This is a genomic window from Tianxiuia mixotrophica (assembly GCF_050596425.1).
Lineage (GTDB): Bacteria > Bacillota > Clostridia > Peptostreptococcales > Acidaminobacteraceae.
Genome location: NZ_CP192292.1, coordinates 4,739,417 through 4,763,648, shown reverse-complemented (window position 1 = coordinate 4,763,648; position 24,232 = coordinate 4,739,417). Strand labels below are relative to the sequence as shown.

At 41.4% G+C, this 24,232-nt stretch carries 18 protein-coding genes; 11 read left to right on the top strand and 7 right to left on the bottom strand.

Annotated elements, in window-relative coordinates; all coding sequences use genetic code 11:
* Positions 1 to 274 precede the first annotated feature (274 nt).
* Genes ACQ4KW_RS20945 through ACQ4KW_RS20935 form a run of 3 tightly spaced genes read left to right on the top strand, consistent with a single transcriptional unit; the run spans position 275 to position 3,182 of the window.
* On the top strand, positions 275 to 1,450 hold the full coding sequence (locus ACQ4KW_RS20945) for a quaternary amine ABC transporter ATP-binding protein (protein WP_430884382.1): 1,176 nt from the start codon (positions 275 to 277) through the stop codon (positions 1,448 to 1,450).
* Positions 1,451 to 1,459: 9 nt separating this feature from the next.
* Complete coding sequence (locus tag ACQ4KW_RS20940; RefSeq protein WP_430884381.1) at positions 1,460 to 2,293, top strand: ABC transporter permease; 834 nt, start codon at positions 1,460 to 1,462, stop codon at positions 2,291 to 2,293.
* Positions 2,294 to 2,306: 13 nt separating this feature from the next.
* On the top strand, positions 2,307 to 3,182 hold the full coding sequence (locus ACQ4KW_RS20935; protein ID WP_430884380.1) for a glycine betaine ABC transporter substrate-binding protein: 876 nt from the start codon (positions 2,307 to 2,309) through the stop codon (positions 3,180 to 3,182).
* Between the two features lie 229 nt (positions 3,183 to 3,411).
* Here the strand turns inward: ACQ4KW_RS20935 and ACQ4KW_RS20930 are convergent, their stop codons facing one another.
* The 6 genes from ACQ4KW_RS20930 to ACQ4KW_RS20905 all read right to left on the bottom strand — a co-directional run bounded on the left by ACQ4KW_RS20930 (position 3,412) and on the right by ACQ4KW_RS20905 (position 9,967).
* Entirely contained in the window at positions 3,412 to 5,463 is a 2,052-nt protein-coding gene (locus ACQ4KW_RS20930) for a methyl-accepting chemotaxis protein (protein ID WP_430884379.1), read from the bottom strand.
* A gap of 400 nt (positions 5,464 to 5,863) precedes the next feature.
* Positions 5,864 to 6,040, bottom strand: coding sequence for a hypothetical protein (locus ACQ4KW_RS20925; protein WP_430884378.1), 177 nt, complete (start codon positions 6,038 to 6,040; stop codon positions 5,864 to 5,866).
* 9 nt (positions 6,041 to 6,049) lie between these two features.
* On the bottom strand, positions 6,050 to 8,053 hold the full coding sequence (gene feoB / locus ACQ4KW_RS20920; RefSeq protein WP_430884377.1) for a ferrous iron transport protein B: 2,004 nt from the start codon (positions 8,051 to 8,053) through the stop codon (positions 6,050 to 6,052).
* Positions 8,054 to 8,187: 134 nt separating this feature from the next.
* Positions 8,188 to 8,460 (bottom strand): FeoA family protein, encoded by a 273-nt coding sequence (locus ACQ4KW_RS20915; RefSeq protein ID WP_430884376.1) that lies wholly within the window; start codon positions 8,458 to 8,460, stop codon positions 8,188 to 8,190.
* Positions 8,461 to 8,476: 16 nt separating this feature from the next.
* Positions 8,477 to 8,866 carry a metal-dependent transcriptional regulator gene (locus ACQ4KW_RS20910; protein ID WP_430884375.1) on the bottom strand — a complete coding sequence of 130 codons (390 nt, stop codon included), beginning with the start codon at positions 8,864 to 8,866 and terminating at the stop codon, positions 8,477 to 8,479.
* 465 nt (positions 8,867 to 9,331) lie between these two features.
* Complete coding sequence (locus ACQ4KW_RS20905) at positions 9,332 to 9,967, bottom strand: TetR/AcrR family transcriptional regulator (protein WP_430884374.1); 636 nt, start codon at positions 9,965 to 9,967, stop codon at positions 9,332 to 9,334.
* Between the two features lie 186 nt (positions 9,968 to 10,153).
* On the opposite strand from ACQ4KW_RS20905, the gene ACQ4KW_RS20900 reads away from it, so the two are divergent.
* Entirely contained in the window at positions 10,154 to 11,560 is a 1,407-nt protein-coding gene (locus ACQ4KW_RS20900; RefSeq protein WP_430884373.1) for an APC family permease, read from the top strand.
* A gap of 352 nt (positions 11,561 to 11,912) precedes the next feature.
* Here the strand turns inward: ACQ4KW_RS20900 and ACQ4KW_RS20895 are convergent, their stop codons facing one another.
* Positions 11,913 to 13,961, bottom strand: coding sequence for a methyl-accepting chemotaxis protein (locus tag ACQ4KW_RS20895; protein ID WP_430884372.1), 2,049 nt, complete (start codon positions 13,959 to 13,961; stop codon positions 11,913 to 11,915).
* A 746-nt stretch (positions 13,962 to 14,707) separates the two neighbouring features.
* On the opposite strand from ACQ4KW_RS20895, the gene proS reads away from it, so the two are divergent.
* From proS to prdD, 7 genes are all read left to right on the top strand, one after another.
* Positions 14,708 to 16,156 (top strand): proline--tRNA ligase, encoded by a 1,449-nt coding sequence (gene proS, locus ACQ4KW_RS20890; protein WP_430884371.1) that lies wholly within the window; start codon positions 14,708 to 14,710, stop codon positions 16,154 to 16,156.
* A 569-nt stretch (positions 16,157 to 16,725) separates the two neighbouring features.
* Positions 16,726 to 18,483, top strand: coding sequence for a sigma 54-interacting transcriptional regulator (locus ACQ4KW_RS20885; RefSeq protein ID WP_430884370.1), 1,758 nt, complete (start codon positions 16,726 to 16,728; stop codon positions 18,481 to 18,483).
* Between the two features lie 613 nt (positions 18,484 to 19,096).
* Positions 19,097 to 20,392 (top strand): proline reductase-associated electron transfer protein PrdC, encoded by a 1,296-nt coding sequence (gene prdC, locus ACQ4KW_RS20880; RefSeq protein ID WP_430884369.1) that lies wholly within the window; start codon positions 19,097 to 19,099, stop codon positions 20,390 to 20,392.
* 122 nt (positions 20,393 to 20,514) lie between these two features.
* Positions 20,515 to 22,404, top strand: coding sequence for a D-proline reductase (dithiol) proprotein PrdA (prdA, locus tag ACQ4KW_RS20875; RefSeq protein ID WP_430884368.1), 1,890 nt, complete (start codon positions 20,515 to 20,517; stop codon positions 22,402 to 22,404).
* 46 nt (positions 22,405 to 22,450) lie between these two features.
* The gene (locus ACQ4KW_RS20870; RefSeq protein ID WP_430884367.1) at positions 22,451 to 22,696 is read left to right on the top strand and encodes a CBO2463/CBO2479 domain-containing protein; all 246 of its coding nucleotides are present in this window, start codon (positions 22,451 to 22,453) and stop codon (positions 22,694 to 22,696) included.
* Between the two features lie 10 nt (positions 22,697 to 22,706).
* The gene (gene prdB / locus ACQ4KW_RS20865; RefSeq protein ID WP_430884366.1) at positions 22,707 to 23,432 is read left to right on the top strand and encodes a D-proline reductase (dithiol) protein PrdB; all 726 of its coding nucleotides are present in this window, start codon (positions 22,707 to 22,709) and stop codon (positions 23,430 to 23,432) included.
* Positions 23,433 to 23,452: 20 nt separating this feature from the next.
* Positions 23,453 to 24,229: a proline reductase cluster protein PrdD gene (gene prdD / locus ACQ4KW_RS20860; protein ID WP_430884365.1), complete on the top strand. Its 777-nt coding sequence runs from the start codon at positions 23,453 to 23,455 to the stop codon at positions 24,227 to 24,229.
* The last annotated feature ends 3 nt before the right edge of the window (positions 24,230 to 24,232 follow it).

Below are 24,232 nucleotides of genomic sequence, written 5' to 3'. Positions count from 1 at the left end.
TCATGGACTATACTATCAATACGTTGATGGTGTAATGCGAGCTTACGAGCGAAGTATAGGCACTCTAATTCTGTCAAATGACGGAATTAGGGTGCTTTTTTTATTGGATTGTTAATTCAATTTTAATGGTCATCAATTGGGGTATGTACCAATCGAATAGATTGCGTTGAGTTTGAATGTCATTGTAATAAGGAATGTATGCAAAGATCCAACCATTGAGATGCAAAAGAGACAAAAGAGGATAGCTAAAACACTATGTAATTAGGAGGTGTCTATGGCAAAAGTATCGATTAGAAATCTAGGGAAAATTTTTGGTCCAAAACCCAAAAGTGCTTTGAAACTTGTAAAACAAGGTGTTTCAAAACTAGAAATTCTTGAAAAAACTGGCCATACAGTTGGTGTGTATAACGCATCAATGGATATTGAAGAAGGTGAACTGTTTGTCATCATGGGACTTTCAGGGAGTGGTAAGTCAACGCTGGTTCGTTGTTTAAACCGTTTGATTGAACCCACATCAGGTGAAGTCTTGATCGATGATGAAGACGTTCTTAAGGCTAAAAGGGATGAACTGATTCAGATCAGAAGAAATAAAATATCAATGGTATTCCAAAACTTTGGTCTTCTACCGCATAAGTCAGTCCTTGACAATGTAACGTTTGGCCTGGATGTTCAGGGCGTTGTTTCAGAAGATGCCAAGGTAAAAGCAAAATCAAGTATCGAACTCGTTGGTCTAGGCGGCTACGAGGAATCATATCCAAATGCACTCAGTGGTGGTATGCAGCAGCGTGTTGGTCTCGCACGTGCCCTGGCAAACGACCCAGATATCATTCTTATGGACGAGGCGTTTAGCGCCCTTGATCCACTTATCAGAAAGCAAATGCAAGATGAAATCCTGGATCTGCAAGATCAAATGAAAAAGACAATTATCTTTATTACCCATGACCTTGACGAAGCGCTTAAACTTGGTGACCGTATCGCCATAATGAAGGATGGCGCTGTGGTACAAATTGGTACACCTGAGGAAATTCTTATGAATCCTGCAAGCTTATACGTAGAAGAGTTTGTTAAGGAAGTCAACAGAGCTAAGGTTATTACAGCAGAAACGGCAATGAAAAAGCCATTTGAAACACTGCGCCCTAAAGCTGGTCTTCGTACTGCAATACGTGTTATGGAAGAGCATGATGAAGATCTAATTATTATGCTTGATAAAGAACGTAAATACTTGGGCGTTGTGGTCCTTGATGAGGCCATTGAAGCCAAGAAAGAAACAGACAAGGACATTCGAGAAGTCATTCGTGATGATGTGCTTCATAAGACATCGCCAGATGCTTATATCAATGAGTTGTTGCCATATGCAGGGGATTCAAAGCACCCAATTGTGGTTCTCGATGAGAATAATGTGTTTAAGGGTATAGTCACTCGTGCAACAATCATTAAAAATCTGTATTAGGAGGTGCTTATGGATATTATTAGAATTGGAGAAGGTTTTGAACATATTGTTGACTGGATGCAGGTCAACTTAAAGCCTTTATGGTCATTTATTAAATTAATTATTGAGTCACTTGTTGATGTGACTTACGCAGGTCTTGCAATTATTCCTGCTTTTGTACTTATTATTTTTGTAGCCTTTATTGCATTTAAATTTGTAAGTAATAGAATGGCTGTTATGACTGTTCTTGGCCTGGGGCTCATATATTTAATGGGGTACTGGGACAAGACTATGATTACCCTTTCGATGGTACTCATATCAACAATGATTGCTCTTCTTATTGGTGTGCCAACAGGCATTTGGTCTGCCCGCAATGAAAATGTCAACCAGGTGGTTCGTCCTATCCTTGACTTCATGCAGACAATGCCGGCGTATGTTTATTTGATCCCGGCAGTATTGTTCTTCAATCTTGGGACTGTGCCAGGGGTTATTTCAACAATTATATTCTCAATGCCACCAGCGGTACGACTAACCAATCTTGGTATTCGTCAAGTGCCGGAGGAGGTTATTGAGGCAGCCCTTTCATTTGGTTGTACGCAGAAACAGTTGCTTTATAAAGTTCAATTGCCACTGGCTATGCCGACCATTTTAGCTGGTCTTAATCAAACCATCATGCTTGCATTATCAATGGTTGTTATATCAGCAATGATTGGTGCTAAGGGTCTTGGCCTTGAAGTATACAACGGTATTACACAACTTAACATAGGTAAGGGTTTTGAGAGTGGTCTGTCTATAGTTATACTGGCTATGATTCTTGATAGACTCACACACTCTCTAGGTCAAAATAGAGAAATGGAAAATTAAAAGGAGGATTTATATGAAGAGGTTTTTATCATTAGGAATGATTATGGTAGTGCTGGCTATGGTTCTGGCTGGTTGTGCTGGCGGAACAGGTGATTCAGGCGCTGCTGAAAGTAAAGAAGTTAAATTAGGTGCAGTGAACTGGGCTGAAGGTATTGCAATGACAAACCTTGCCAAAGCCGTTCTTGAAGAGAAAATGGGCTATTCAGTAGAAATTACCGTGGCTGATGTGGCACCAATTTTCGCATCGGTGGCATCTGGTGATTATGATGCATTTATGGATGCTTGGCTACCACTGACACATGAAACATACATGGAAGAATACGGTGAAAAACTGGTTGATTTAGGTCATAACTTTGAAGGTGCAAAAATTGGTCTTGTTGTGCCATCGTATGTGGATATTGACTCGATCGAAGAAATGAATGCCAATGCTGATAAGTTTGATGGTCAAATCGTTGGTATTGATGCAGGTGCTGGTATCATGAAGGCCACTGAAAATGTTATTACTGATTATGACCTATCTAATATTGAACTAATGGCTTCATCAGGTCCTATGATGACAGCAGCCCTTAAAAAAGCTGTTGATGAAGGCGAGTGGGTTGCAGTAACTGGTTGGAAGCCACACTGGAAGTTTGCTCGTTGGGACCTTAAGTTCCTAGACGATCCAAAGGGTGACTTTGGTGAAGCTGAAAACATCCATACAGTTGCAAGAGTTGGTCTTAAAGAAGACATGCCAGAAGTGGCATCTTTCCTAGAAAAATTCATGCTTGATGACCAGCAACTTGGTGGTCTTATGGGTATGATCGCTGATAGCGAAGACATGGAACCAATTGATGTTGCTAAGCAGTGGATGGAAGAGAATGAAGAACTGGTTAACAGCTGGATTGAGTAATAATGTCAAGTTTGGTGAATCAAACTGGATCTTAGCATAATATAATAAATAAAGCCCCCAAAATTAAGTTTTTGGGGGCTTTTTTGTACCTTAGGTGCTTGAAAATTACTGGTCCACATCCTCGTTATAGTGTATATAGAACGTTTGATTTTTTATATCCACATAGGACATGGTGAGGATTCGCTAAAGTATGGACTTTAATACTGAAAGCTATAGGTGTTAAGGAGAACTAAACTGTAAATTTGGCAACGATACTCTGCATAACTTCAGCAAGACTGGCAAGCTCTTGACTCGCGGATGAAATTTCTTGAATAGATGCTGTCTGTTCTTCAACAGAAGCAGATGCTTCCTCTGTACCAGCAGCATTTTCCTCTGCGATAGATGATAGATTTTCCATCACACTGACAATGCTATTTTTCTTGGTGTTCATTGTCTGTCCTGAGTCTTTAATTGTGTCGATTATGCTTTGCATGCTATCGACAGATACCTTTATACCGTCGAACTTAGAACTTGTGGTGTCCACACTCTCGGTTTGTGTGGCAACAATCTCTTTAGCGTACTCAATTGTTTTAACCGCTTGATTGGCTTTTTCCATAAGGTCTTGGATGGTTTCAGAAATATCGCTGGTGAATTTTCTAGATTGCTCTGCCAAGACTCTTATTTCATCGGCAACAACCGCAAAGCCGCGTCCAGATTCACCTGCACGTGCAGCCTCAATAGCTGCATTAAGAGCGAGTAAGTTTGTTTGATCTGCAATGCTGTTAATCATCTGACTGGCTTCTTCTATGCGCTCCGCACTGTTGTTGGTATCTAAAATAATGTTGTATACAGAATCTGAAGCCTCGGAATTCTTCTTGGTTTCATTTATGAGTGTTTGAATGGCAACGAGACCTTCATCTTTGAGAGCATCCACTTCTTTGGCAGCGGTATATAGCTCGCCGACAAGTTCTTGTTCGCTTTCTATTAAATCACCCAATTCACTTACTTCAAAGACACCGCTTTCTGTGCTCTTGGCCTGTTCAGTGGCACCTTGGGCTATTTCTGTAATCGCTCTAGCAATTTCTGTTGACGACTCCCCAGTTACACCGGAGGTGCTTGCAAGTTCTTGCGAAGAGGCTGATAGAAGTTCTGCATTTTCTGCAAGACTCCTAATAATATCTATAAGGCTATTGTGAATTTTCTTAAGGGCAGTGGCGAGGGAGCCCATTTCATCTTTTCGTGAAAGCAGTCCTTCAGGGAAGGGCTGTGTCAAATCATATGATGCGATGTGGTCCATGGTTTCATTAATCTGGTTGATAGGTTTTGCAACGCTACGGGTAATGAAAATGGAGATAAAAATGCCAAGGACGAGCGCTAGTCCTGTAATAATAATATTACCCCTCATAGAGCTTTCTTCGAGGTTGGCAATGAATCCGTTTACACCTTCTTGAATAGTAAGGGCCAGAGCTGAAGCTTCCGCAGCGCTGGTGCGCATTTCATCTTGTTCTGTTTGCTGCTCTTGAACAAGAGTGTAGTATTTTTCAAATGCTGTTTCATATAATTCTAAAGCTGCAATGGCCTTGTCCACTTGTTCTAGTACGGCAGGGTCATTCAATGTGCTTTTAACCGTATCGAGTGTTTTATGGGTATCTTGTAAATGCACTCGTAGGGAATCCGCATTCACATCGCTTTCTGTTGCAATAAATTTATTGGCAGAAATGCGAACTTCCATGTAAGCGTCAAAAACCTCTTTAAGCAGTCTATAGTTGCTAAATGCCGCTTGAATTTCCTCAGGCGTGGATAGACCACGAATGTATTCAGTTTCAAGAAGAAGGGTTTCTCTGATGGCATCAATTGTATTTGCAGCAGCGTTTGCGCGCTGGATGCCCTGTTCAACCTTTTCGTTTTCTAGGGCCACATAATTGTTAAACTCTGACCTGAAGTTTTCTGTGGCAGTGACGAGTTTATTGGCATTTTCTCTATTTGTTTGAGAAAGCATGAGGGTTTCCACTTCTGAAACGAGGTTCACACTCTCATCAAGATATGCGTTGACAAGATCTGCTGTTTCAAAAGAACCATCGGCTTCAAATCGAACCTGTTCTATTCTAGCAAGTGCTAGGTTCATTTCACTCTGGGTGGTCTTGTTCTTAATCTCGACTTGATATGCAATGTCCTGAAAATTTGTAATGCTTGTATAGGCAACAACAAGCAAAAGTAGAATAATGAGTCCAAAACCTATTCCTAGTTTCCAACCCAAGTTAAGGTCGGTAAAACCAAATTTTCCAAATAACTTCTTGCCCATAAAAGTCCTCCTTAATAATTGTACGGTTTTCGATTGTTCAGGCTTTCAAAATAATAAGTGCAGTTCTTACATGCCTTCTAAATATTCAGTATAATTCCCAAAATATAATAAATGATCGAATGGAAGTAAGCTTTGAAAGCTATTTATATAGGTCTTTTATACCGTATTGGTGTTCCTTTAATCATGAAAATATCACTATTTTTATATAGTATTATGACCTTGGATCTATAAAGCCAGTTTACTCAAGCGGTATGGGATTTCTAAAGATTCATGAAGATCATATTTAAGGAGGGCTGTTTTCTAATATTGCGCACAATAAGGGAAAATATGTGCCTGTCATGAACTCAAAAAAACCCCAGCTTGATTGTTTTCTAATCAAGCTGGGGTAATATCAATAAGTTTATTTAAGTTCAATGTTTACAGGGTCATCGCAGCCGCAGTTTTTACTCCTGCTTTTAGAACCGCCGCCATGAGGACAACCGATACATTTTGCTCCGTTTTTCTTCTCAATAACCACTTTAGTAATAGAAAGAGATAGAATGGCTAAAATTATAGCAGCTACAATAAAGTTTCCCATATTAAACACCTATGCCTTTTGAGATGCAACTCGTAGAGTCGCTTTCTCGTCACCTTTTTTCATTAAGTACACTACATATGCGATCATGCCTGCCACTGCAATACCACCAGGAACGAATCCAGCACCTAGTGTTCCAGATGTTAGAAGCGTCCCAAACTGGTATGTTATGAAGGCAACTGTATAGCCCATGCCAAACTGGAAGGCTATGCCGCCCCACAGCCACTTCTTATCTTCCATTTCCGAGTTCATAGCGCCAATGGCTGCGAAGCATGGTGGTGTGAAGAGGTTAAACATGAGGTAAGCTAAGGCTGCAACAGATGTGAGCCCCATAACGCTTGCAATATCAGCTTGACCGCCAACAACAGCAAGTTCTTCTGTGTCGATGAAGTTGGTAATTGAATACACAACCGCCAGGGTGCCAACAACATTTTCTTTTGCTATAAAGCCTGTGATTGCAGCTGCTGCAAGTTGCCATACACCAAAACCAAGTGGGATTAGAAGCACTGCAAATGGGGAAGCTAAACTTGCAAGAATGCTTGTGTTTTCTGCGCCTTCAGCCACAACTTCAAAGCTCCAATTGAAGGTTTGCATAATTTGAACAGCAGCATTACAAAGTAAGATGATAGTACCAGCTTTAATGATAAATGCCTTTGCACGTGAGAACATGGAAACTGTGGCACGCTTAATGCTTGGGAATCTGTATTCAGGTAGTTCCATGATGAAGAATGAACGTGCATTCTTTTCGCCAGTGATGCGAACCACCATAAGGGCACCTAGGATAATAATTGCAATACCCATAAAGTACATAGAGGTTCCAACCCAAGCGGCGTCATCAAAGAATACACCTGCAAATAGGGCGATAACAGGAAGCTTTGCACCACATGGCATAAATGGTGTCAGCATGGCTGTTGTACGTCTTTGTCTTTCGTTCTTAATTGTTCGAGTGGCCATAACACCAGGGATAGCACAACCTGTACCAATAACCATTGGAATGATTGACTTACCTGAAAGACCAACTTTTTTAAAGAATCTATCCATAATAACCGCAACTCTTGCCATGTAACCACAATCTTCAAGAAGGGCTAGAAGGAAGAATAGAACCATAATAAGGGGAAGGAAACCAACAACAGCCCCAACACCACCTATAATACCATCAAGAAGGAGAGAACTGAGTATCGGCGAGACACTTTCACCGATGCTGCTTTCAACCATAGCGTAAAGACCATCAATCCATCCTACAAGCGTGTCGGCAACAAGGGGTCCCAGATGTTCCTGAGATATTGCGAATACAGCCCACATAATGACTGCGAATATTGGCAGGCCAAGAACCTTATGTGCAAGAATCCTGTCCACTGTGTCTTGCTTTGTTTGTGCACTGCTACTTATTTTGCGTTTTTCAACAGATGCAACAATCTTCTTAACAAAATTGAATCGTTTTTTATCAGAAGCTTCAACGGATGCTTTGCTTGACAAGTCAACAGAACTTGATGTGAATGGAGATTTTTGCCCCTGACCCGCACATTCTACCGCCTTAGTGATAAGCTTTGATAGACCATTGTCGCTCCCCTTTGTTGAAATGGTTTCAATAACAGGGCAACCAAGCTTGTCACTTAATTGTTTAACATCAATGGACGTTTGCTTTTTCTTTGTTAGGTCACTCTTGTTAAGCGCTACAACAACCGGAATATCAAGTTCAAGAAGCTGTGTTGTGAAGAAAAGACTTCGACTTAGATTTGTTGCATCAACAATGTTAATAATGACATCTGGAGATTCATTTTTTACGAACTCACTCGTAATGCTCTCCTCAGATGTGAATGGAGACATGGAGTAGGCCCCGGGTAGATCGACCGCTGTTATTGCAGTTCCTGTTTTATTTATATTGGCCTTGATTTCGCCTTCCTTTTTATCAACAGTAACACCTGCCCAGTTGCCGACATGTTCAATCTTGCCTGTAATGGCATTGAATAAAGTGGTTTTACCACTATTGGGATTTCCCGTCAGTGCTATTTTCATGACATCCTCCTACAAAATAAGTAATGTTGTTAGCTTTGGCTAACTTTTAAAGTAAAAAAGATATAGATAAGTGCATATATTGTGGTTAGCACGATGTTAACTCGGGCTAACTTTTATGACATAAAGAAGTATCATTAAATAATGATAGCTTCAGCCAGTTCTTGATCGATGCTGTAACGGGCATCTTTAACAGATATAACATAGTTCTCAGCAAGCTGGGAAATAACCGTCACAGTTTCGCCCTCATAACAACCGAGGGTGAATAGAAAGTTCTTAAGAGCTTCATCATCAGCACGGACTTCTTTTATTGTATATTCCACGTCTATTTCAGCTTGTGAAAGGTTTGATGCTCTGCCACCTGTTGATTTAGATTGAGTCATTGATTTGTTTTTTAATACATGTTCCATTCTAATTCCCCCAGGGTCATTTTAGCTTGACTTCAATATTATTCTCTCTTAAATAAGTTTTAATGGAATCAATCATGTTATCACTCAAGATATGTTCCATCTTACATGCATTCTCAGAAGCTTCATCTGGTGGAAGATTGAGAGAATGTTCAAGAAAAAGTGATATGAGTTGATGTTCTTGGTAAATCTTTTCTGAACGCGATCGGCCTTCACTTGTTAATGTGATACTACCATAGGCTTCTTTGCTGATAAGACCTTTTTCCTTAAGCTGTTTCATAGCTTTAGAAACACTTGGTTTAGAGACACCTAAACGTTTGGCAATGTCAACAACATGGGCATGGCCATGATTCTTTTCAAGCAGATATACAGTTTCAAGATACATTTCTGTCGATTCACTGACGCTCATAGGCACACTCCCAACTCGGTATAATTTAGAGGCCACTTAAAATTGTTAGCCTTGGTTAACACGTTGATTGTATCGCTATGACTATTGCTTGTCAAGGGATTAACTAATAAGAAATTTTAAAGTATTGAAAGGATTGGCTTTGACTTAAATTGCACTAAAAAGGTAGTGTTTGTAATACGACGGGCGTTTTAGCCTAGTGCCACTTCGACCTAACAATTTGGTGTTTCTCAAGTGGAGAAGGGTGAAGTCCTTCTAATTCAGAATGAAAAAAGGAACAAGACGGCTAAGTCTTGTTCCAAAAACAATTATAAGTTTAGGAAACCCTAATCTTTTTATTGGCATGGTTCACTGTCATCCATGAGTTCACTTATTCGTCCATCGAAATGGACAGTGGCAGACTCTTAAGTTGTTTTCTGGTCCCACTGACTCGGTGCTTACTAAATATGTAATGAGATAGGTGCGCCGTTATCTGGTTTGTACTGGCGCTTTATAAAGGATGCCATCTAAAAGGACGGACATGGACAGTTCTCCACGGGAGAGTAGGTCAAACCCGCCTTGAGAAATGCACCAATCATAGAAGACCCCTCTATAGTTGCTGACTATAATCTGTACCAGTTCAAATGGACTCCTGTCACTTCGTATATCCTCTAGTTTCTGACCTTCCTCGACAATATCCATGAGTATTCTATAAAATGGTCTGTCTGGATCTAGAAAGCCTGAATTGTCACTGTTGCTGTCTAACATATAACCATAAATAACGCCCATTAGTTCCCAGCCGACTTCTTCACCAATCCACGTATATACATATTTTGTAAAGGCCATAAGCTTTTCCGGTGTGGTTGGAAGAGTATCAATTGTTTTCTTGTAGTTGAGATAATGGTTGTCGTCATCCATGTAATGTTCGTTGAGAACATCGGATTTCGTGTCGAAATGAGTGTAGAAAGATCCCTTTGAAACATCAGCTTCATTGGTGATTTGTGCAATGCTGACATTGTGGTAGCCATACTTCTGAAAGAGCTTAATAGAAGTCGCCTGAATACGTTCCTTTGTCTCGAGAGACTGGCGTTGCCTAAATGTTAAATTTTCTTTAGAATTTTCCATAAAAAACCCCCACTTTTGTGGTTGACGAAAAGACTCATGCCATGCTATACTGACCGCAGTCACTGACCGCGGTCATTGACTGCGGTCAATATAGTTTTCATGAGGTAAAGCTTATTGCCGTTTATGTTGTATATGTTAATAGTATAACATTGAAAATTGAACAATCAACAGGGGGAGTGGATTATTATGTCTGCTGGAAAGAAGAAGGGCTTTAGCTCTATGGAAGTTCTTGCGCTTGCTTTTGGCGCGATGATCGGTTGGGGATGGGTCATCCTTTCAGGCCTTTGGGTAAGAGATGCTGGTGTGTTAGGGGCATCGATCGCATTCTTACTTGGTGGCGCAATGGTACTCTGTATCGGAATGATTTACGGAGAATTGACCTCTATGATGCCGAGTGATGGTGGTGTCATGAATTTTATTCAGTCAGCTTTCGGACGACGTGCTTCGGCAGTTATCGGCTGGTTGATAATTCTGGCATACGCATCTATTGTGGCTTTTGAAGCTGTGGCATTTGCTGATGTGTTCAATTTTATGATGGACGGACGTCTAAGTTTTGGGTCCCTGTATCAAATTGGGGGCAACGACATTTACGTGGGGTGGCTGTTTGTGGCACTGGCTGCATCGGCTGTAATGACGGCTATCAATCTGAAAGGCGCAGATTGGGCGGTTAAAGTACAGAGTCTTGTAACGGCAATTATACTTGTTTCTGGACTGATTTTACTTGTTGGCAATATTCCAGCTGGGGCTAATGTTGAAGCACTTGGTAATGTAAAAGGTGGATTTAAAGGCATTTTCGGCGTTTTAATCATGACACCATTTATGTTCATGGGATTTGATGTTATACCTCAAACGGCTTCAACAATGGGGATTCAACCTAAGAAACTCGGTAGACTTATTGGTATCTCAGTTCTTATGGCAACAGCATGGTATGTTGGTATTTTAGGATCAGTGGGCAATATTTTAGGTATTGGCGGTGTTCCTGACGATCTTGCAGCGGTTGTGGCTATGAGTCATGCGTGGAACAGTCCTAAGGTTGGCTTTATTATGATTATTGCTGGTCTGGGCGGCATTATAACTTCATGGAATGCATTTCTTATTGGTGGCAGTTTTGCAATCAATACGATGGCAGAGCGTGATATGCTACCAAGCTGGATGGGGAAAAAGAAAAATGGAATTCCTGTAAATGCGCTTATAGTGCTTGGAACCATTTCTTCGGTGGCACCATTTTTCGGTAGAGGTGTTTTGACAAACCTGATTAATGCAGGCAGTTTTGCTATGGTTCTGGTTTATATGATGGCGGTTATATCTTTTATCAAGCTGCGTGTTGTTAAGCCAAAAGCCGATAGACCATACAAAATCAAACAGTGGAAGCTTATCAGTGGCATTGCATTGATGATGACTGTGGGTCTTATTATTTCATGCTTGCCGGGTATGCCGACAGCCTTAACTGATATTGAACTCAATATGGTTATGGGATGGTTTGCCTTAGGTGGAGCGATTATGGCCTTTAGAAAGGTCGAGTCGCGTATGGGAAGACGCAGAAAATCAACTGTTGATCTAAGCCAAGTGACACCTGCTACAAAACGCATATAGTCTTTGAGCTGTATCGCCTTATACTATTAATTTATTTGAACTAATTTTATAAGCCTAGATTATACAATCTCAACAGGAGGTTCTAATCTAGAGCGTCTTGATTGAAATTTTTTAGGAGCTGTTATTTGCGAACAGCTCCTTTTTATATGGGGATTTTTAGAGGCCAGAGGTCAGTTCCCGCCGCCACAGCCCATACGATAGGAGCTTGTGGTGCTAAGCAGACAAGTGCTTGAAAAAGAAATAGTGGGGAACCGAATGATCCAGTCCCCAAAATGAAAAATCCCGACAGGTCATGATGGTTGATCACCAGGTCCTTGTCGGGATTTTAAGGATAAATTATTATTTATTTAACTTATGCATTGTCTGAATCAATTTTGAATTCACCAACTGAGTCCTTCAGTTGACGCATCATTTCTTCTAGACCATGAATTGTTCTTGCAATCTCCTCGACTGAGGCTGTTTGTTCTTCTGTGGAAGCAGCCACTTCTTCAGAGTTGGAAGCAGAGGTTTCAGAAGCCTGCTCCACCTTTGAAATTTCATTTTTAACGTAGTCAATGGCCTGGTTGATCTTATCTGTTTTGTCTTTAAGATCAATCATTCTGTCCCTTGTCATTGTGACACCACTTTCAATGTCATTAAAGGACTCAGCCACCTGAACAAGTAGCTTGCTGCCTGTTTGTGACTCGTTGCTGCCCTCGCCAATGGCTCTCAGGGCTTCTTTTGAACTGACTTGAGTTTTTTCAATCAGCATGCGGATGTTTTCTGTTGAGTTACGTGATTCCTCAGCCAGTTTGCGGATTTCATCAGCAACCACTGCAAAACCGCGGCCGTGTTCACCAGCACGAGCGGCCTCGATGGAAGCATTGAGGGCAAGCAGGTTGGTTTGTTCAGCGATGCCGTTGATAATATCAATGATAGAACCAATTTGATTGGCGATTTCACCCATTTCTTGCATTTGAGCAGAAGCACCTTCTACGCTGGTTTGAATTTTTGTCATTTGTTCAGACATGGTTCTTACTTTTTCCTGGGCTTCCTGAACGGTTACAAAGTTGCTGTTAGACCCTTCTGCAACGGTTTCAGATGCCTGCTGAACCAACTTGACATTGGATAGGACTTCATCCAGATTTTCAGAAGTATCATTGATGACACGAACTTGTGTCTCTGCACCTTGAGCAACTTCTTGAGTGGCAAGGGCAATTTGCTCTGTGACTTCAGTCACTTGTGTGGCTGTGTCAGAAAGTTGGGCTGTGGCTTCAAAAACATCCCCACTGATGTTGTTTATATCTCGTATCATTGATCGTAAGCTTAAAACCATTTCGTTAAAAGAGTTAGACATTTCTCCAACTTCATCTGTTGAATTGACTGTCACAGTATTGCTTAGATTCCCTGAAGCTGCATCTTTAGCAATGAGGGTGAGTCTTTTAAGAGGCTTAATGGCTATATGTATAGAGAAGTACACAATAACAGCAGAAATAATTGTTGCGATAAGACCGGTAATAACGGCCTGCATTATCATGGACTCAACGTCTCGATCAAGCTGTTCAAGCGAGATGCCTGCATTGACAATACCTATGAATTCACCGTCAACATACAGGGGAACAAGGCAGTCATAAGTGTGTATGATTTGACCTTCAAAGTTCCAATCAAATTCAGATGAGACAGGTTCTTGTGTTTCTAAAACCTTCTGTACATTGGCGTCATCCGACAGGTCCAGACCAATACGGTCTTCAATATTGTGTGCAATGGCCATAGAACTCTTATCTATAATCAGTGCATAATTGATGGAGTCGTCTGTAACGCTTTTTTCAATAACAGCTTGGAAATTTGTGGTTTTCTTCAGTTCTTCAATGACGCTGGCTTCAATACCAACCTGAACCACATATCCATTTGCGAGTCGAGCACCGCCATATTTATATTCCTTGCCATCGACATCACTTTTGCGTACAGGTTCAGAAGTGAAATCTTTTGTGCCTGAAAAGACAGAGGAAAGGGCGTGATCGCTTGGATAAACATAATCAAGATTGCCAGACATATTTGAGAAAATAATTTTTCTGGAATTGTCAGCAATATTGATTTCACTAATGTTGAGACTCTTTGAGATATCTTCAAGATATTCATTGGTAATGACTTCTTTTTGTCCAATCAGATAAGATAGACTTGTGACCTTATCAGCCAGCATGTCTTCAGTGATTTTTTGAAACTCCTGAGAGAAATCAATCTGATCAGCAATTTCCCGAACCTTGTTCATGCCGTTTGTTTTGGCTTCATCAATAAGTCTTACCCTCGCTTGACCAACAAGAATTGTTGTTAGAGAAAGTGACACAATGGCCAAAATACAGACGATAACTAATGCGAGTTTCGCTTTTAAACTCATAGATATTCGTTTTTTCTTCTGTTTCATTCATAATCTCCTTAATACATAGTCCCAGTGACCTAGATCCCTATATCATGTAAAGAATAGAGACTATTTGCAGACCTGTCAACAATGTCAAAAATCTGACACTTGGTTAGAATTGTTATAAAATAAACGATTTAGACTGATAAAATATTTTTCCAAAAGTAAGAAATGTGAAAGTGTTTTCCTACTATGAGCCTTGGTAATTGAGGCAAATGACAAGGTGAGCTATCTGAAATTTTTGAAAACATAGCTTGACAAAGGGAAAATAAATGTCTATATTGTTCTTTAAAACAAGCATATTGCAAATCGATGATGGGACATAGTAAAAGTATTGATGCTTTTTAGGGAAAAGAGTTCACCGACTGAAAGACTCTTAAGCGAATCATATTTTGAACCTAGCCCAGAGAATGTGGTAAAGCCACACGGATTGGTCCGATAAAGCCAGCACAAGATAGCATTATGCTAATTAGAGTGGTACCGCGACCTTTCGCCTCTACAAAGAGGTGAGGGGTCTTTTTTGTACGCGAAAGGCAAAGCCACTGCATGATTTTTTGTGACAAGGTAAAAATTTGAAGCCCCTTCACATTTTTACCTTGTCACAAAAAATCATATATGGCGCGCCTCGCGACACAGAGCAACCCAAGGTTGCGCAGTGGAAATACCAAAGTATCCAAACCACCCAAGCAGAACTGCCTGCAGTTCCAAAAACAATCAAAACCAATAATGAGAATCAACAAGGAGGTTTAAAAATGGCGAAAAAACAAACAGATGATTTTGTAAAAGAGATCACAAAAATGGAAGATGACTTTCCACAGTGGTATACGGATGTCATTAAAAAAACGGATTTGGTTGATTACTCACCCGTAAAGGGATTTATGGTTATAAAACCTTATGGCTATGCCCTATGGGAGGCCATCCAACAAGATCTTGATGCAAGGTTTAAAGCCACAGGTCACAAGAATGTCTACTTCCCACTTCTTATTCCAGAGAGCCTTTTGAATAAGGAAAAAGAACACGTGGAAGGGTTCGCACCTGAAGTGGCATGGGTGACACATGGTGGGTCCCAAGAGCTTGAAGAGAGACTTTGCGTGAGACCAACATCGGAAACCATTATTTGTTCAATGTATTCAAAATGGCTACGCTCTTATAGAGAACTGCCTTACTTATATAATCAGTGGTGCTCGGTTGTACGGTGGGAAAAATCAACACGCCCATTCTTAAGAACATCAGAGTTCCTGTGGCAAGAAGGACACACCCTGCATGAAACCGCAGACGAAGCACAAGAAGAAACGCTTCAAATGCTTTCGATTTACAAGCAAATGTGTGAGGAACTCTTAGCCATTCCAGTTGTAGATGGTCTAAAAAGTGAGAGTGAAAAGTTTGCAGGGGCCCATCAAACCTACACAATAGAAGCTCTTATGCATGATGGAAAAGCCCTTCAGTCAGGCACTTCACACAACTTGGGTCAGCACTTTACAAAGGCCTTTGATATATCCTTCCAAGGACGTACAGGGGAAGAAGAGCACCCATTCCATACATCGTGGGGGGTATCCACTCGGCTTATTGGTGGACTCATCATGGTACACAGTGACAACAGAGGTCTTGTTCTACCGCCTCGAATTGCACCAACACAGGTCATGATTATACCAATCGCACAGAAGAAAGAAGGGGTTCTTGACAAGGCCTACGAACTTAAGGCTGCCCTTCAAAATGCTGATATTCGAGTGGATATTGACGACAGTCCAAATCAGTCTCCTGGCTGGAAGTTTAATGAATACGAAATGAAGGGCATGCCACTTCGCGTAGAAATTGGTCCAAGAGATATAAAAAACAATCAAGCTGTTGTTGTTAGAAGAGACACCCTTGAAAAGCAGTTCATTTCTCTTGATGATTTTGACAAGACAATCAAAGACCTTCTTGAGACAATGCAAAGTGAAATGCTAGAAAAGGCAAGGGAAGAAAGAGACAAAAAAACATATGCCATTGAAAGCTATGAGGATTTCAAAGTCAAGCAAAAAGAAAATCCTGGTTTTGCAAAGGGTATGTGGTGCGGTTGTCCAGAGTGTGAAGCAAAAATCAAGGAAGACACAGGCGCGACTATCCGTTGTATTCCATTTGAACAAGAAGATCTTGGACCAACATGCCACTTCTGTGGTGAGCCTGCAAAGCATATGGTTTATGTGGCGAGGGCCTACTAATTTATCAAGAATGAATCAGGTTAAAAATCCCCTGAGACGGATAAAGCAATAATATAAATTAAGAAAAAATGACCATAAGAAAACGAGGCCACTGAACATTCAAATGTTTGGTGGTCTTTTTCTATGCCCTTCAAGGAAGAGCCCTATAGAACAAGAAACAAGAAGCAAGAAGCAAGAACCTAAAATGGATTTTGCAAACGCATAACATGTCAATCTTTTATACACGGGAAATGCACAAAACCACAATAACAGGGAATGACTTGGTTATGATTTCTAAATAATGGTATGATATTTTTAAGTGGACAGAGCCACCACAATGAATGTATATTCCATAATGGGTGAATTTAAGAATTCTTGAATACATTTATCTGCAGTGCTCAAAAGGGCTAAAATAGAGACCTTACCCCTACGAAATACATTAAAGAACCATGAAGTGACCCTATGCAAGGCAGTGAAAAACGTATATTATGTGTTAAAACATTTAAATTAAGCGTTTACAAAATTGCGCAAGCAAGTCAGTGGGTGACCATTATTCTGCTGGTTGCTCAAACATGTGTTAGGAGGTTTATGTGTTTTTTACAAGACAACCGCTGGTTGAATCAGTTATGAGTAAAATGATGCCTAAAATTTACGAACAAGGCTCTATTTACGAAGCTCTAACATATATGCTACATAGCGGTACGACAGATATATTTGTGACAGATAAAGATGATGTTATTATCGGTCTGATCACAATGACAGACATTTCTCGAATGGTGAGAAATGATGAAGGCCTTGATCTCCCTGTCTGGATGAAGATGCGCAAGAATATGATCACCATTGAGGTTGGAACATCAATTTTGACCGCCCGTGATCTTATGATTAAAAACAATGTGGGTCGAGTGCCAGTCGTGAGAGACGGACGGATTTGCGGTGTTATACGAAACAATGAAATCATGAAGCACTTTTACATGAACATGGAAGAATCATGGAAGCGCCTTAATATATTCATTGATTCCCTACATGAGTCAGTCTGTGTGGTAGACGCTGTGGGAGAAGTGGTTATATGGAACAAGCAGTCAGAGGAGCTATACGGATTAAGTGCCGATGAAGTGATTGGCAAACCTCTGAGCACATATTTCCCAGATGCTCTTATTCTCCAAGTCCTTAAAACCAAGACAGACCATGACAGTGTTTGTCATGAACCGAGACCAAACTATCAGGTGGCTATTAGTGCGTCCCCTCTTTTTGCGGATGATGGCACATTTATTGGAGCCATATCGTCGGAACGAGATATTTCAGAGGTTAAGCAGTTAAGTGACGAGTTGTCCCGTATGAACGAAACGGTGCACTACCTTGAAAAAATGGTGGATTCCATAGGCGAGAACGTTTTTGGCACCATCATTGGGACAAGCCCAGTGATAAAAGAATCTATTGAGCTTTCAAAGCGGGTTGCAAAATCAACGGCCAGCATTCTTATACGGGGTGAAAGTGGCACCGGAAAAGAAGTTTTTGCTAGGGCCATCTACAAGGAAAGCGGCTGTGAAGGCCTTTTCATACCTGTTAACTGTAGCGCCGTGCCAGACCAGCTTTTTGAGAGTGAATTTTTTGGCTATGAGTCAGGAGCCTTTACAGGAGCTAGTAAAAAGGGAAAAATGGGTATTTTTGAACTGGCAAATAACGGTGTTGTCTTTCTTGATGAGATCGCAGACTTGCCGATGCATATGCAGGCAAAACTCCTTCGAGTCTTACAGGAAGGGGAAGTTAGACGGGTTGGTGCTGAGAAAAATAGGGAGATTAACTGTCGTATAATTTCGGCAACCAACAAAGACCTAAAGAAGATGGTTATTGATGGGACCTTCCGAGAAGACTTATACTTTAGGTTGAATGTTATTCAACTTTCCTTGCCACCTCTTCGGGAACGAAAGGAAGACATTGAAGTTCTTGCATATAGCTTTCTAAAAGAAATCAGTCAGAAAAATAAAATGCAAATGCCAATCATAGAAGATGGTGTCATAGAAGCCTTGCAGTCTTACGAGTGGAAGGGCAATATCAGAGAGCTTAAGAATATAGTAGAATCTATGACTGTTCTTAGTGAAAACGGCAAGATCACCATAGACTCTGTACCAAAATATATTCTTAAAGATGTTGATCCATCAGAATTCACACACACTGTCCTGCTTGATGATGATATGGACTTAATCAAGAAGATAGAGCGTGTTGAAAAACAGACAATCGAAAAAGCACTCGAATTGTCGGGCGGCAAGAAGGCCAAAGCAGCCAAGCTTCTCAAAATACCAAGAAGCACCCTGTATTATAAAATTGAGCAGTATAACATAGACGTTTAGACCCTTATTATTCATGCTTGAAAACAAAATAGACCAGTGACACTGGACCGCAAAATTCCCAAAAGGGGTTTTTGCGGTCTTTTTAATTCTTTTAACAATACAGGTGTTTGTTTGTTGAAAGTCATACGTAAGCATAATTTCGAAGAGAAACAAATTGTGAAAAAATAGGCGATTCATCATGGTTTGATCGGGTGGATGCCTATTATATAGGAAGCTTAGATCTTTCATAAAAATCATACAATTTAAATAATGTCAAAATACCGACACGTGTCAGAAAACTGACGAAACCTCCACGAGGGTCTGTTTAACTTACTCCATAATTCGAATGAATAAAAAACCACCAAAAAAAGGTGTCAGTATTTCGACGTTTTCAATAAAATTCTTGGGAAAAGGCTGAAAATAAGCCGTAATTGTAAAAAAATGTAGGGCTTATATTAAAAACGCAAATGCCGAACCAAATCTTATTTATTTTTTTTATAATTCCATAAACCTGTTGTTCCAAGGCTTTGCTAGGGGTATACAAAAATGTTTTGACATAACTTTATCAAAGTTGGCACGGATAATGCGTTAAGAATATAACGGAATATGAAATGCTGAAAGGAGGCATGATGTCATGAATGATTCAATAATACGTCTTCCACTGAAACAACATGTTGGCGCACCCTGTGAGCCTGTTGTTGAAGTAGGGACAGATATAAAGCGCGGACAGCTGGTAGCAAAACCAACTGGTCTTGGCGCAAGAATCCACTCAAGTGTGGATGGCACAGTTAAAAGTGTCACTGAAAATGAAATTCAGATTGAGAAGCACGCTGAACAATCTGATTCATTTGAACCAATTGAAGCATTTAAAACAAACTTAGAAGCGGTTGAACTGGCTGGTATTGTAGGTGCCGGCGGTGCAGGATTCCCAGCACATGTTAAGTTCAACGTTGATCTTGCCGGAGGTGTGGTTATTGCCAACGCCGCAGAATGTGAACCTGTGCTAAAGCACAATGTCGCATACATGGAGTCTTCGGCAGAGCAGATTGTAAAGGGTCTGGCTTACGTTATGGAAATGACAAAAGCATCTAAGGGTCTGATTGCAATCAAACCAAAACATAAAATGGCTTGTTCGGTCTTTGAAAAGCATGTGGCCAACTACAGTTCTATTGAACTGGGTCTACTGCCTGACATGTACCCAGCAGGTGACGAGCGTGTTATCGTAAGAGAACTGCTTGGTGTAGAACTAAAGCCTGGTCAGCTTCCACTGGAAGCAGGCGCGGTTGTGTCAAACACTGAGACGCTTAAAAACGTGACACGTGCCATCGAAGAAAAGCGCCCAGTTATTTCAAAAGACTTAACAGTGGGTGGCCGAGTAAAAGATGCAAAAGAAGGTCGAGTGTTCATGGATGTGCCTCTAGGCACACCAGTTGGTGAACTTATCGAAGCTTGTGGCGGATTTGAAATCGGCTCAGGCGAAATTGTAATGGGTGGGCCATTCACGGGCAAGAGAAGCTCAAGTGAAGATGTCGTAAATAAAATGACAGGCGGTATCCTAGTGGCAACAGAGTTCCCAAATGACAAACGTAAAGTTGGTGTGATTGCCTGTGAGTGCGGCGCAGATGAGCCGCGTCTAAGAGAAATCGCTGAGTCAATGGGTGCTGAAGTTGTTGCAGCAGAGAAGTGCAAGAGAATGACAGAAGTCAACGGCCGTTTTAGATGTGATCTACCAGGTTCATGTCCTGGACAGACTGAGAAAGTTCTAAAGTTACGCAAGGAAGGGGCACAGATCATTCTGACTGGCACTTGCGAGGATTGAACGAACACAGTCATGAAAGTGGCACCTAGGTTAGGTGTCCCGGTATATCACAGCACAGACCACGTTCTAAGAGGCGCAGGTCACAGGCTGTATAGAAGAACTAAATCATAAGTGAAGTGAACCTCTCGATTAAGTCGAGTTGAGCTAAGCAGTCTGGGGATTCCCACGGTCATGGTGCCCTGGACTGCACCCGAATATATAAAATAATTTTGTTGAGTTAAGGAGGCGATTGTATGTCGATTACTGCCGAAACGGCTAAGGCGCATGCAAAGGATCCAGCGGTTTCATGCTGTAGATTCGAAGCGGGTACAATTTTTGATGTAGCAAATCTTGAAGATCCAGCTATATTTCCAGATCTAGAGGACTCAGGTCTTCTTGAAATTAATGATGATTGCCTGACGATTGAACAGGTACTAGGCGCAAAGCTTATTGAAACAGTTGACGCGTTAACACCACTTAAGGCTGAAATGTTTGAAGGCCTAAACGCTGTTGAAGCGGCTCCAGCGGAAGCTGAAGTTGTTGAAGAAGTTGTTGAAGCAGCACCAGCACCAGCTCAAACTGTTGCAGCTGTTCAGCAAACAACATATGGAGGTCAGGTCTTGAAGATTGAAATCGGTGAAGGCAAGGATATCAAACTTGAAATTCCTATGTCTGTTGCATCTGCACCAGCTGCTGTAGCGCAGACTGCTGCACCAGCACCAGTTGATGAAGCTGCTGCGACTTCTGCTCCTGCAGTTGCTGCACCAGTTGAAGAAAAAGTTGTTCGTGAACTAACGAAAAAGCACTACAAAATCACAGAAGTTTTAACTGGTCCTGAAACAAAGATCGAAGGCAGCACACTTTACGTACGTGAAGACATCTGTAAAGATGCAGTTGCACAAGATGATCTTGTTGTAGATATGAAGTTTGAAATCATCACACCAGCTATGTACGACAAGTGCAGTGAAACAATCATGGACGTTCAGCCTATCGCAACTAAAGAAGAAGGCGAAATCGGTCATGGTATCACTAGAACACTTGACGGCGTTATCGTTGTTCTAACAGGTGTTGATGAAAATGGCGTTCAGATTGGTGAATTCGGTTCTTCTGAAGGTATCATCGAGCGTAACGTAATGTGGGGACGTCCTGGTGCTCCAGACCACGGTGAATTCTTCGTTAAGACAGAAGTAACAATCAAAGAAGACACTGGTATGGAAAGACCTGGTCCATTCGCAGCACACAAAGCATCTGATTTTATCACACAAGAAATCAGAAACGCACTTAAAGAAGTGACTCGTGAGCCAGATCACGTTGAAACACTAGCTCAAAAGAGACGCAAGGGCAACAAGAAAGTTGTAATCATCAAGGAAATCATGGGTCAGGGTGCAATGCACGATAACCTAATCCTTCCTGTTGAGCCAGTTGGCGTTCTTGGCGGCAAGCCAAACGTTGACCTTGGTAACGTTCCAGTTATGCTTGCTCCTACAGAAGTACTTGATGGTGGTATCCACGCCCTAGTTTGTATCGGTCCTGCATCGAAAGAAACAAGCCGTCACTACTGGAGAGAGCCACTTGTAATGAAGGCTATGAACGATGAAGAAATCGATCTTTGTGGTGTCATCTTCGTTGGTTCTCCACAGGTTAACTCTGAGAAGTTCTACGTGTCAAACCGTCTTGGTATGATCGTTGAAGCCCTAGACGTTGATGGTGCTATCATCACAACTGAAGGTTTCGGAAACAACCATATCGACTTCGCAAGCCACCACGAACAAGTTGGTTCAAGAGGTATCCCGGTTGTTGGTATGACATTCTCTGCAAACCAAGGTGCTCTTGTTGTAGGTAACCAATACATGACAAACATGATTGACCTGAACAAGTCTGAGCTAGGTATCGAGAACGAAATCCTATCAAACAACACTCTTTGCCCAGAAGACGCAATGCGTGCTCTTACAATGCTAAAGGCCGTTATGTCTGGCGAAGAAATCAAGTCTCCTGAGCGTAAGTGGAATCCAAACGTTAAGCTAAGCAACGTGGACACTATCGAACGTGAACTAGACACTGAATTAGAGCTTACAAACAATGAGCAATCTCTAAAGATGTCTAAGAAGCGCCAGGAAATTTATGAAGCAGATTCAACAAATTAAGTTGAATAATATATAGAGAGAAAATTTGAACGTATTGGAGGCAAATATGCGCGAGCTAAAGTATCAAAGTAACCCAATGTATATGGAGGGCATCATCGTTGCCATTCAGGAAGGTGCTGTAACTATGGATCTGAAGGGCCGTCTTGGTACTCTGAAAGTTCCTAGACGTATGTTAATTTCAGATTATGAGCTGCAACTTGGTCAAGAAGTTGGTTTCATGATGGGACATCCAGAAGTGGTATCTGCTGAGCCGTGCGAACAATACGTCAATAATCAACATCAGATGAAATAAGGAGGACGAAATGGTGTATAAACCAGTTTCGGGGCTTCAATCGGAAATCTTCGTTCCGATTACACCACCACCAGTGTGGACCCCAATCACAAAAGAACTGAAAGAAATGCGTGTTGCTATGGCTACTGCAGCAGGCGTACATCTTAAGACAGACAAAAGATTTAACCTAGCGGGTGACTTCACTTTCCGCGTAATTCCAGGTGACGCACCATCTGCAGACATGATGGTATCTCACGGTGGTTACGATAATGGCGATGTAAACAAGGACATCAACTGCATGTTCCCAATCGATCGTCTTCGTGAACTTGCTGAAGAAGGTTTTATCAAGGAAGTTTCGCCAGTACACTTCGGTTTCATGGGTGGCGGCGGCGACCAAACGAAATTTACAGAAGAAACAGGTCCAGAAATTGCTCGTCAGTTAAAAGAAGCTGATGTAGACGCTGTTCTTCTGACAGCTGGCTGAGGGACTTGCCACCGTACTGCTGTTATTGTACAGCGTGCGATAGAGGAATCGGGGATTCCTACGGTTATTATTGCGGCATTACCACCAGTTGTTCGTCAAAATGGTGCACCACGTGCAGTTGCTCCACTTGTTCCAATGGGTGCAAACGCAGGCGCTCCAAACGATAAAGTAATGCAAACAAATATTGTTAAGGAAAGTCTTGAAGAGATGATGAAAATGTCATCTGCTGGCAAGATTGTTCCACTGAACTACGAATACATTGCACAAGTTTAGAATTCGAAAAGGGTGATGGCATGTCTAAGGAAAGAGTGATCCGAAGACTGACAATCAGATCTTTTCATGTTTCATCAGTTGAGCTCGGAGATAAAACCGAGCTCAGCGGTGAAACGTTGACACTTGATATCTCATTGATTAAGCAGATTGTTGATTCTGACGCTCGAATCAGAGACATATCTGTAACGGTGATCCCACCAAAGGCGACAGCGCCTGAGAAACATGACGTGGAGATCAATACCATTATGGATATTGTTCCTATTTCAACGAAAGTGATAGGCTCAATCGGTGAGGGTGTGACACATACACTTACAGGTGCGGTTGTTATGTTAACGGGTTGTGATGAGAATGGGAAACAAATGGCTGAGTTCGGATCATCCGAAGGGATTCTTTCAGAGAGTCTTGTGCTTGGAAGAGCGGGCACACCAGCTGAAACGGATTTCATTATTCACGTCGATGTGACACTGGCATATGAAGAAGAAGCGGACCGAAACCAACCTATGGCAGCATTTAGAGGGTGCGATATATTTTTACAATCTATCCGAAAGCCCCTAAAGGCCATCAATGGTCGATTGGCAAGTGAAAGCCACATATTTGAAGACAAAGTGCGACCAGGCAAGAAGAAAGTGCTTATTATGAAGCAAGTGGCTGGTCAAGGTGCTATGTACGATAATATGCTTTTCCCAGAGGAACCATCGGGATTCACTGGGGGTCAATCAATTATTGATATTGGAAATGTGCCAATGATTCTATCTCCGAACGAATACCGAGATGGAGCACTAAGGGCTATGACATAGGAG

Bases quoted from the DNA above. Each gene is read 5' to 3' on its own strand.
- ACQ4KW_RS20945 (WP_430884382.1), top strand. From the start codon at position 275: ATGGCAAAAGTATCGATTAGAAATCTAGGGAAAATTTTTGGTCCAAAA.
- ACQ4KW_RS20940 (WP_430884381.1), top strand. From the start codon at position 1,460: ATGGATATTATTAGAATTGGAGAAGGTTTTGAACATATTGTTGACTGG.
- ACQ4KW_RS20935 (WP_430884380.1), top strand. From the start codon at position 2,307: ATGAAGAGGTTTTTATCATTAGGAATGATTATGGTAGTGCTGGCTATG.
- ACQ4KW_RS20930 (WP_430884379.1), bottom strand. From the start codon at position 5,463: ATGGGCAAGAAGTTATTTGGAAAATTTGGTTTTACCGACCTTAACTTG.
- ACQ4KW_RS20925 (WP_430884378.1), bottom strand. From the start codon at position 6,040: ATGGGAAACTTTATTGTAGCTGCTATAATTTTAGCCATTCTATCTCTT.
- feoB (WP_430884377.1), bottom strand. From the start codon at position 8,053: ATGAAAATAGCACTGACGGGAAATCCCAATAGTGGTAAAACCACTTTA.
- ACQ4KW_RS20915 (WP_430884376.1), bottom strand. From the start codon at position 8,460: ATGGAACATGTATTAAAAAACAAATCAATGACTCAATCTAAATCAACA.
- ACQ4KW_RS20910 (WP_430884375.1), bottom strand. From the start codon at position 8,866: ATGAGCGTCAGTGAATCGACAGAAATGTATCTTGAAACTGTATATCTG.
- ACQ4KW_RS20905 (WP_430884374.1), bottom strand. From the start codon at position 9,967: ATGGAAAATTCTAAAGAAAATTTAACATTTAGGCAACGCCAGTCTCTC.
- ACQ4KW_RS20900 (WP_430884373.1), top strand. From the start codon at position 10,154: ATGTCTGCTGGAAAGAAGAAGGGCTTTAGCTCTATGGAAGTTCTTGCG.
- ACQ4KW_RS20895 (WP_430884372.1), bottom strand. From the start codon at position 13,961: ATGAAACAGAAGAAAAAACGAATATCTATGAGTTTAAAAGCGAAACTC.
- proS (WP_430884371.1), top strand. From the start codon at position 14,708: ATGGCGAAAAAACAAACAGATGATTTTGTAAAAGAGATCACAAAAATG.
- prdA (WP_430884368.1), top strand. From the start codon at position 20,515: ATGTCGATTACTGCCGAAACGGCTAAGGCGCATGCAAAGGATCCAGCG.
- ACQ4KW_RS20870 (WP_430884367.1), top strand. From the start codon at position 22,451: ATGCGCGAGCTAAAGTATCAAAGTAACCCAATGTATATGGAGGGCATC.
- prdD (WP_430884365.1), top strand. From the start codon at position 23,453: ATGTCTAAGGAAAGAGTGATCCGAAGACTGACAATCAGATCTTTTCAT.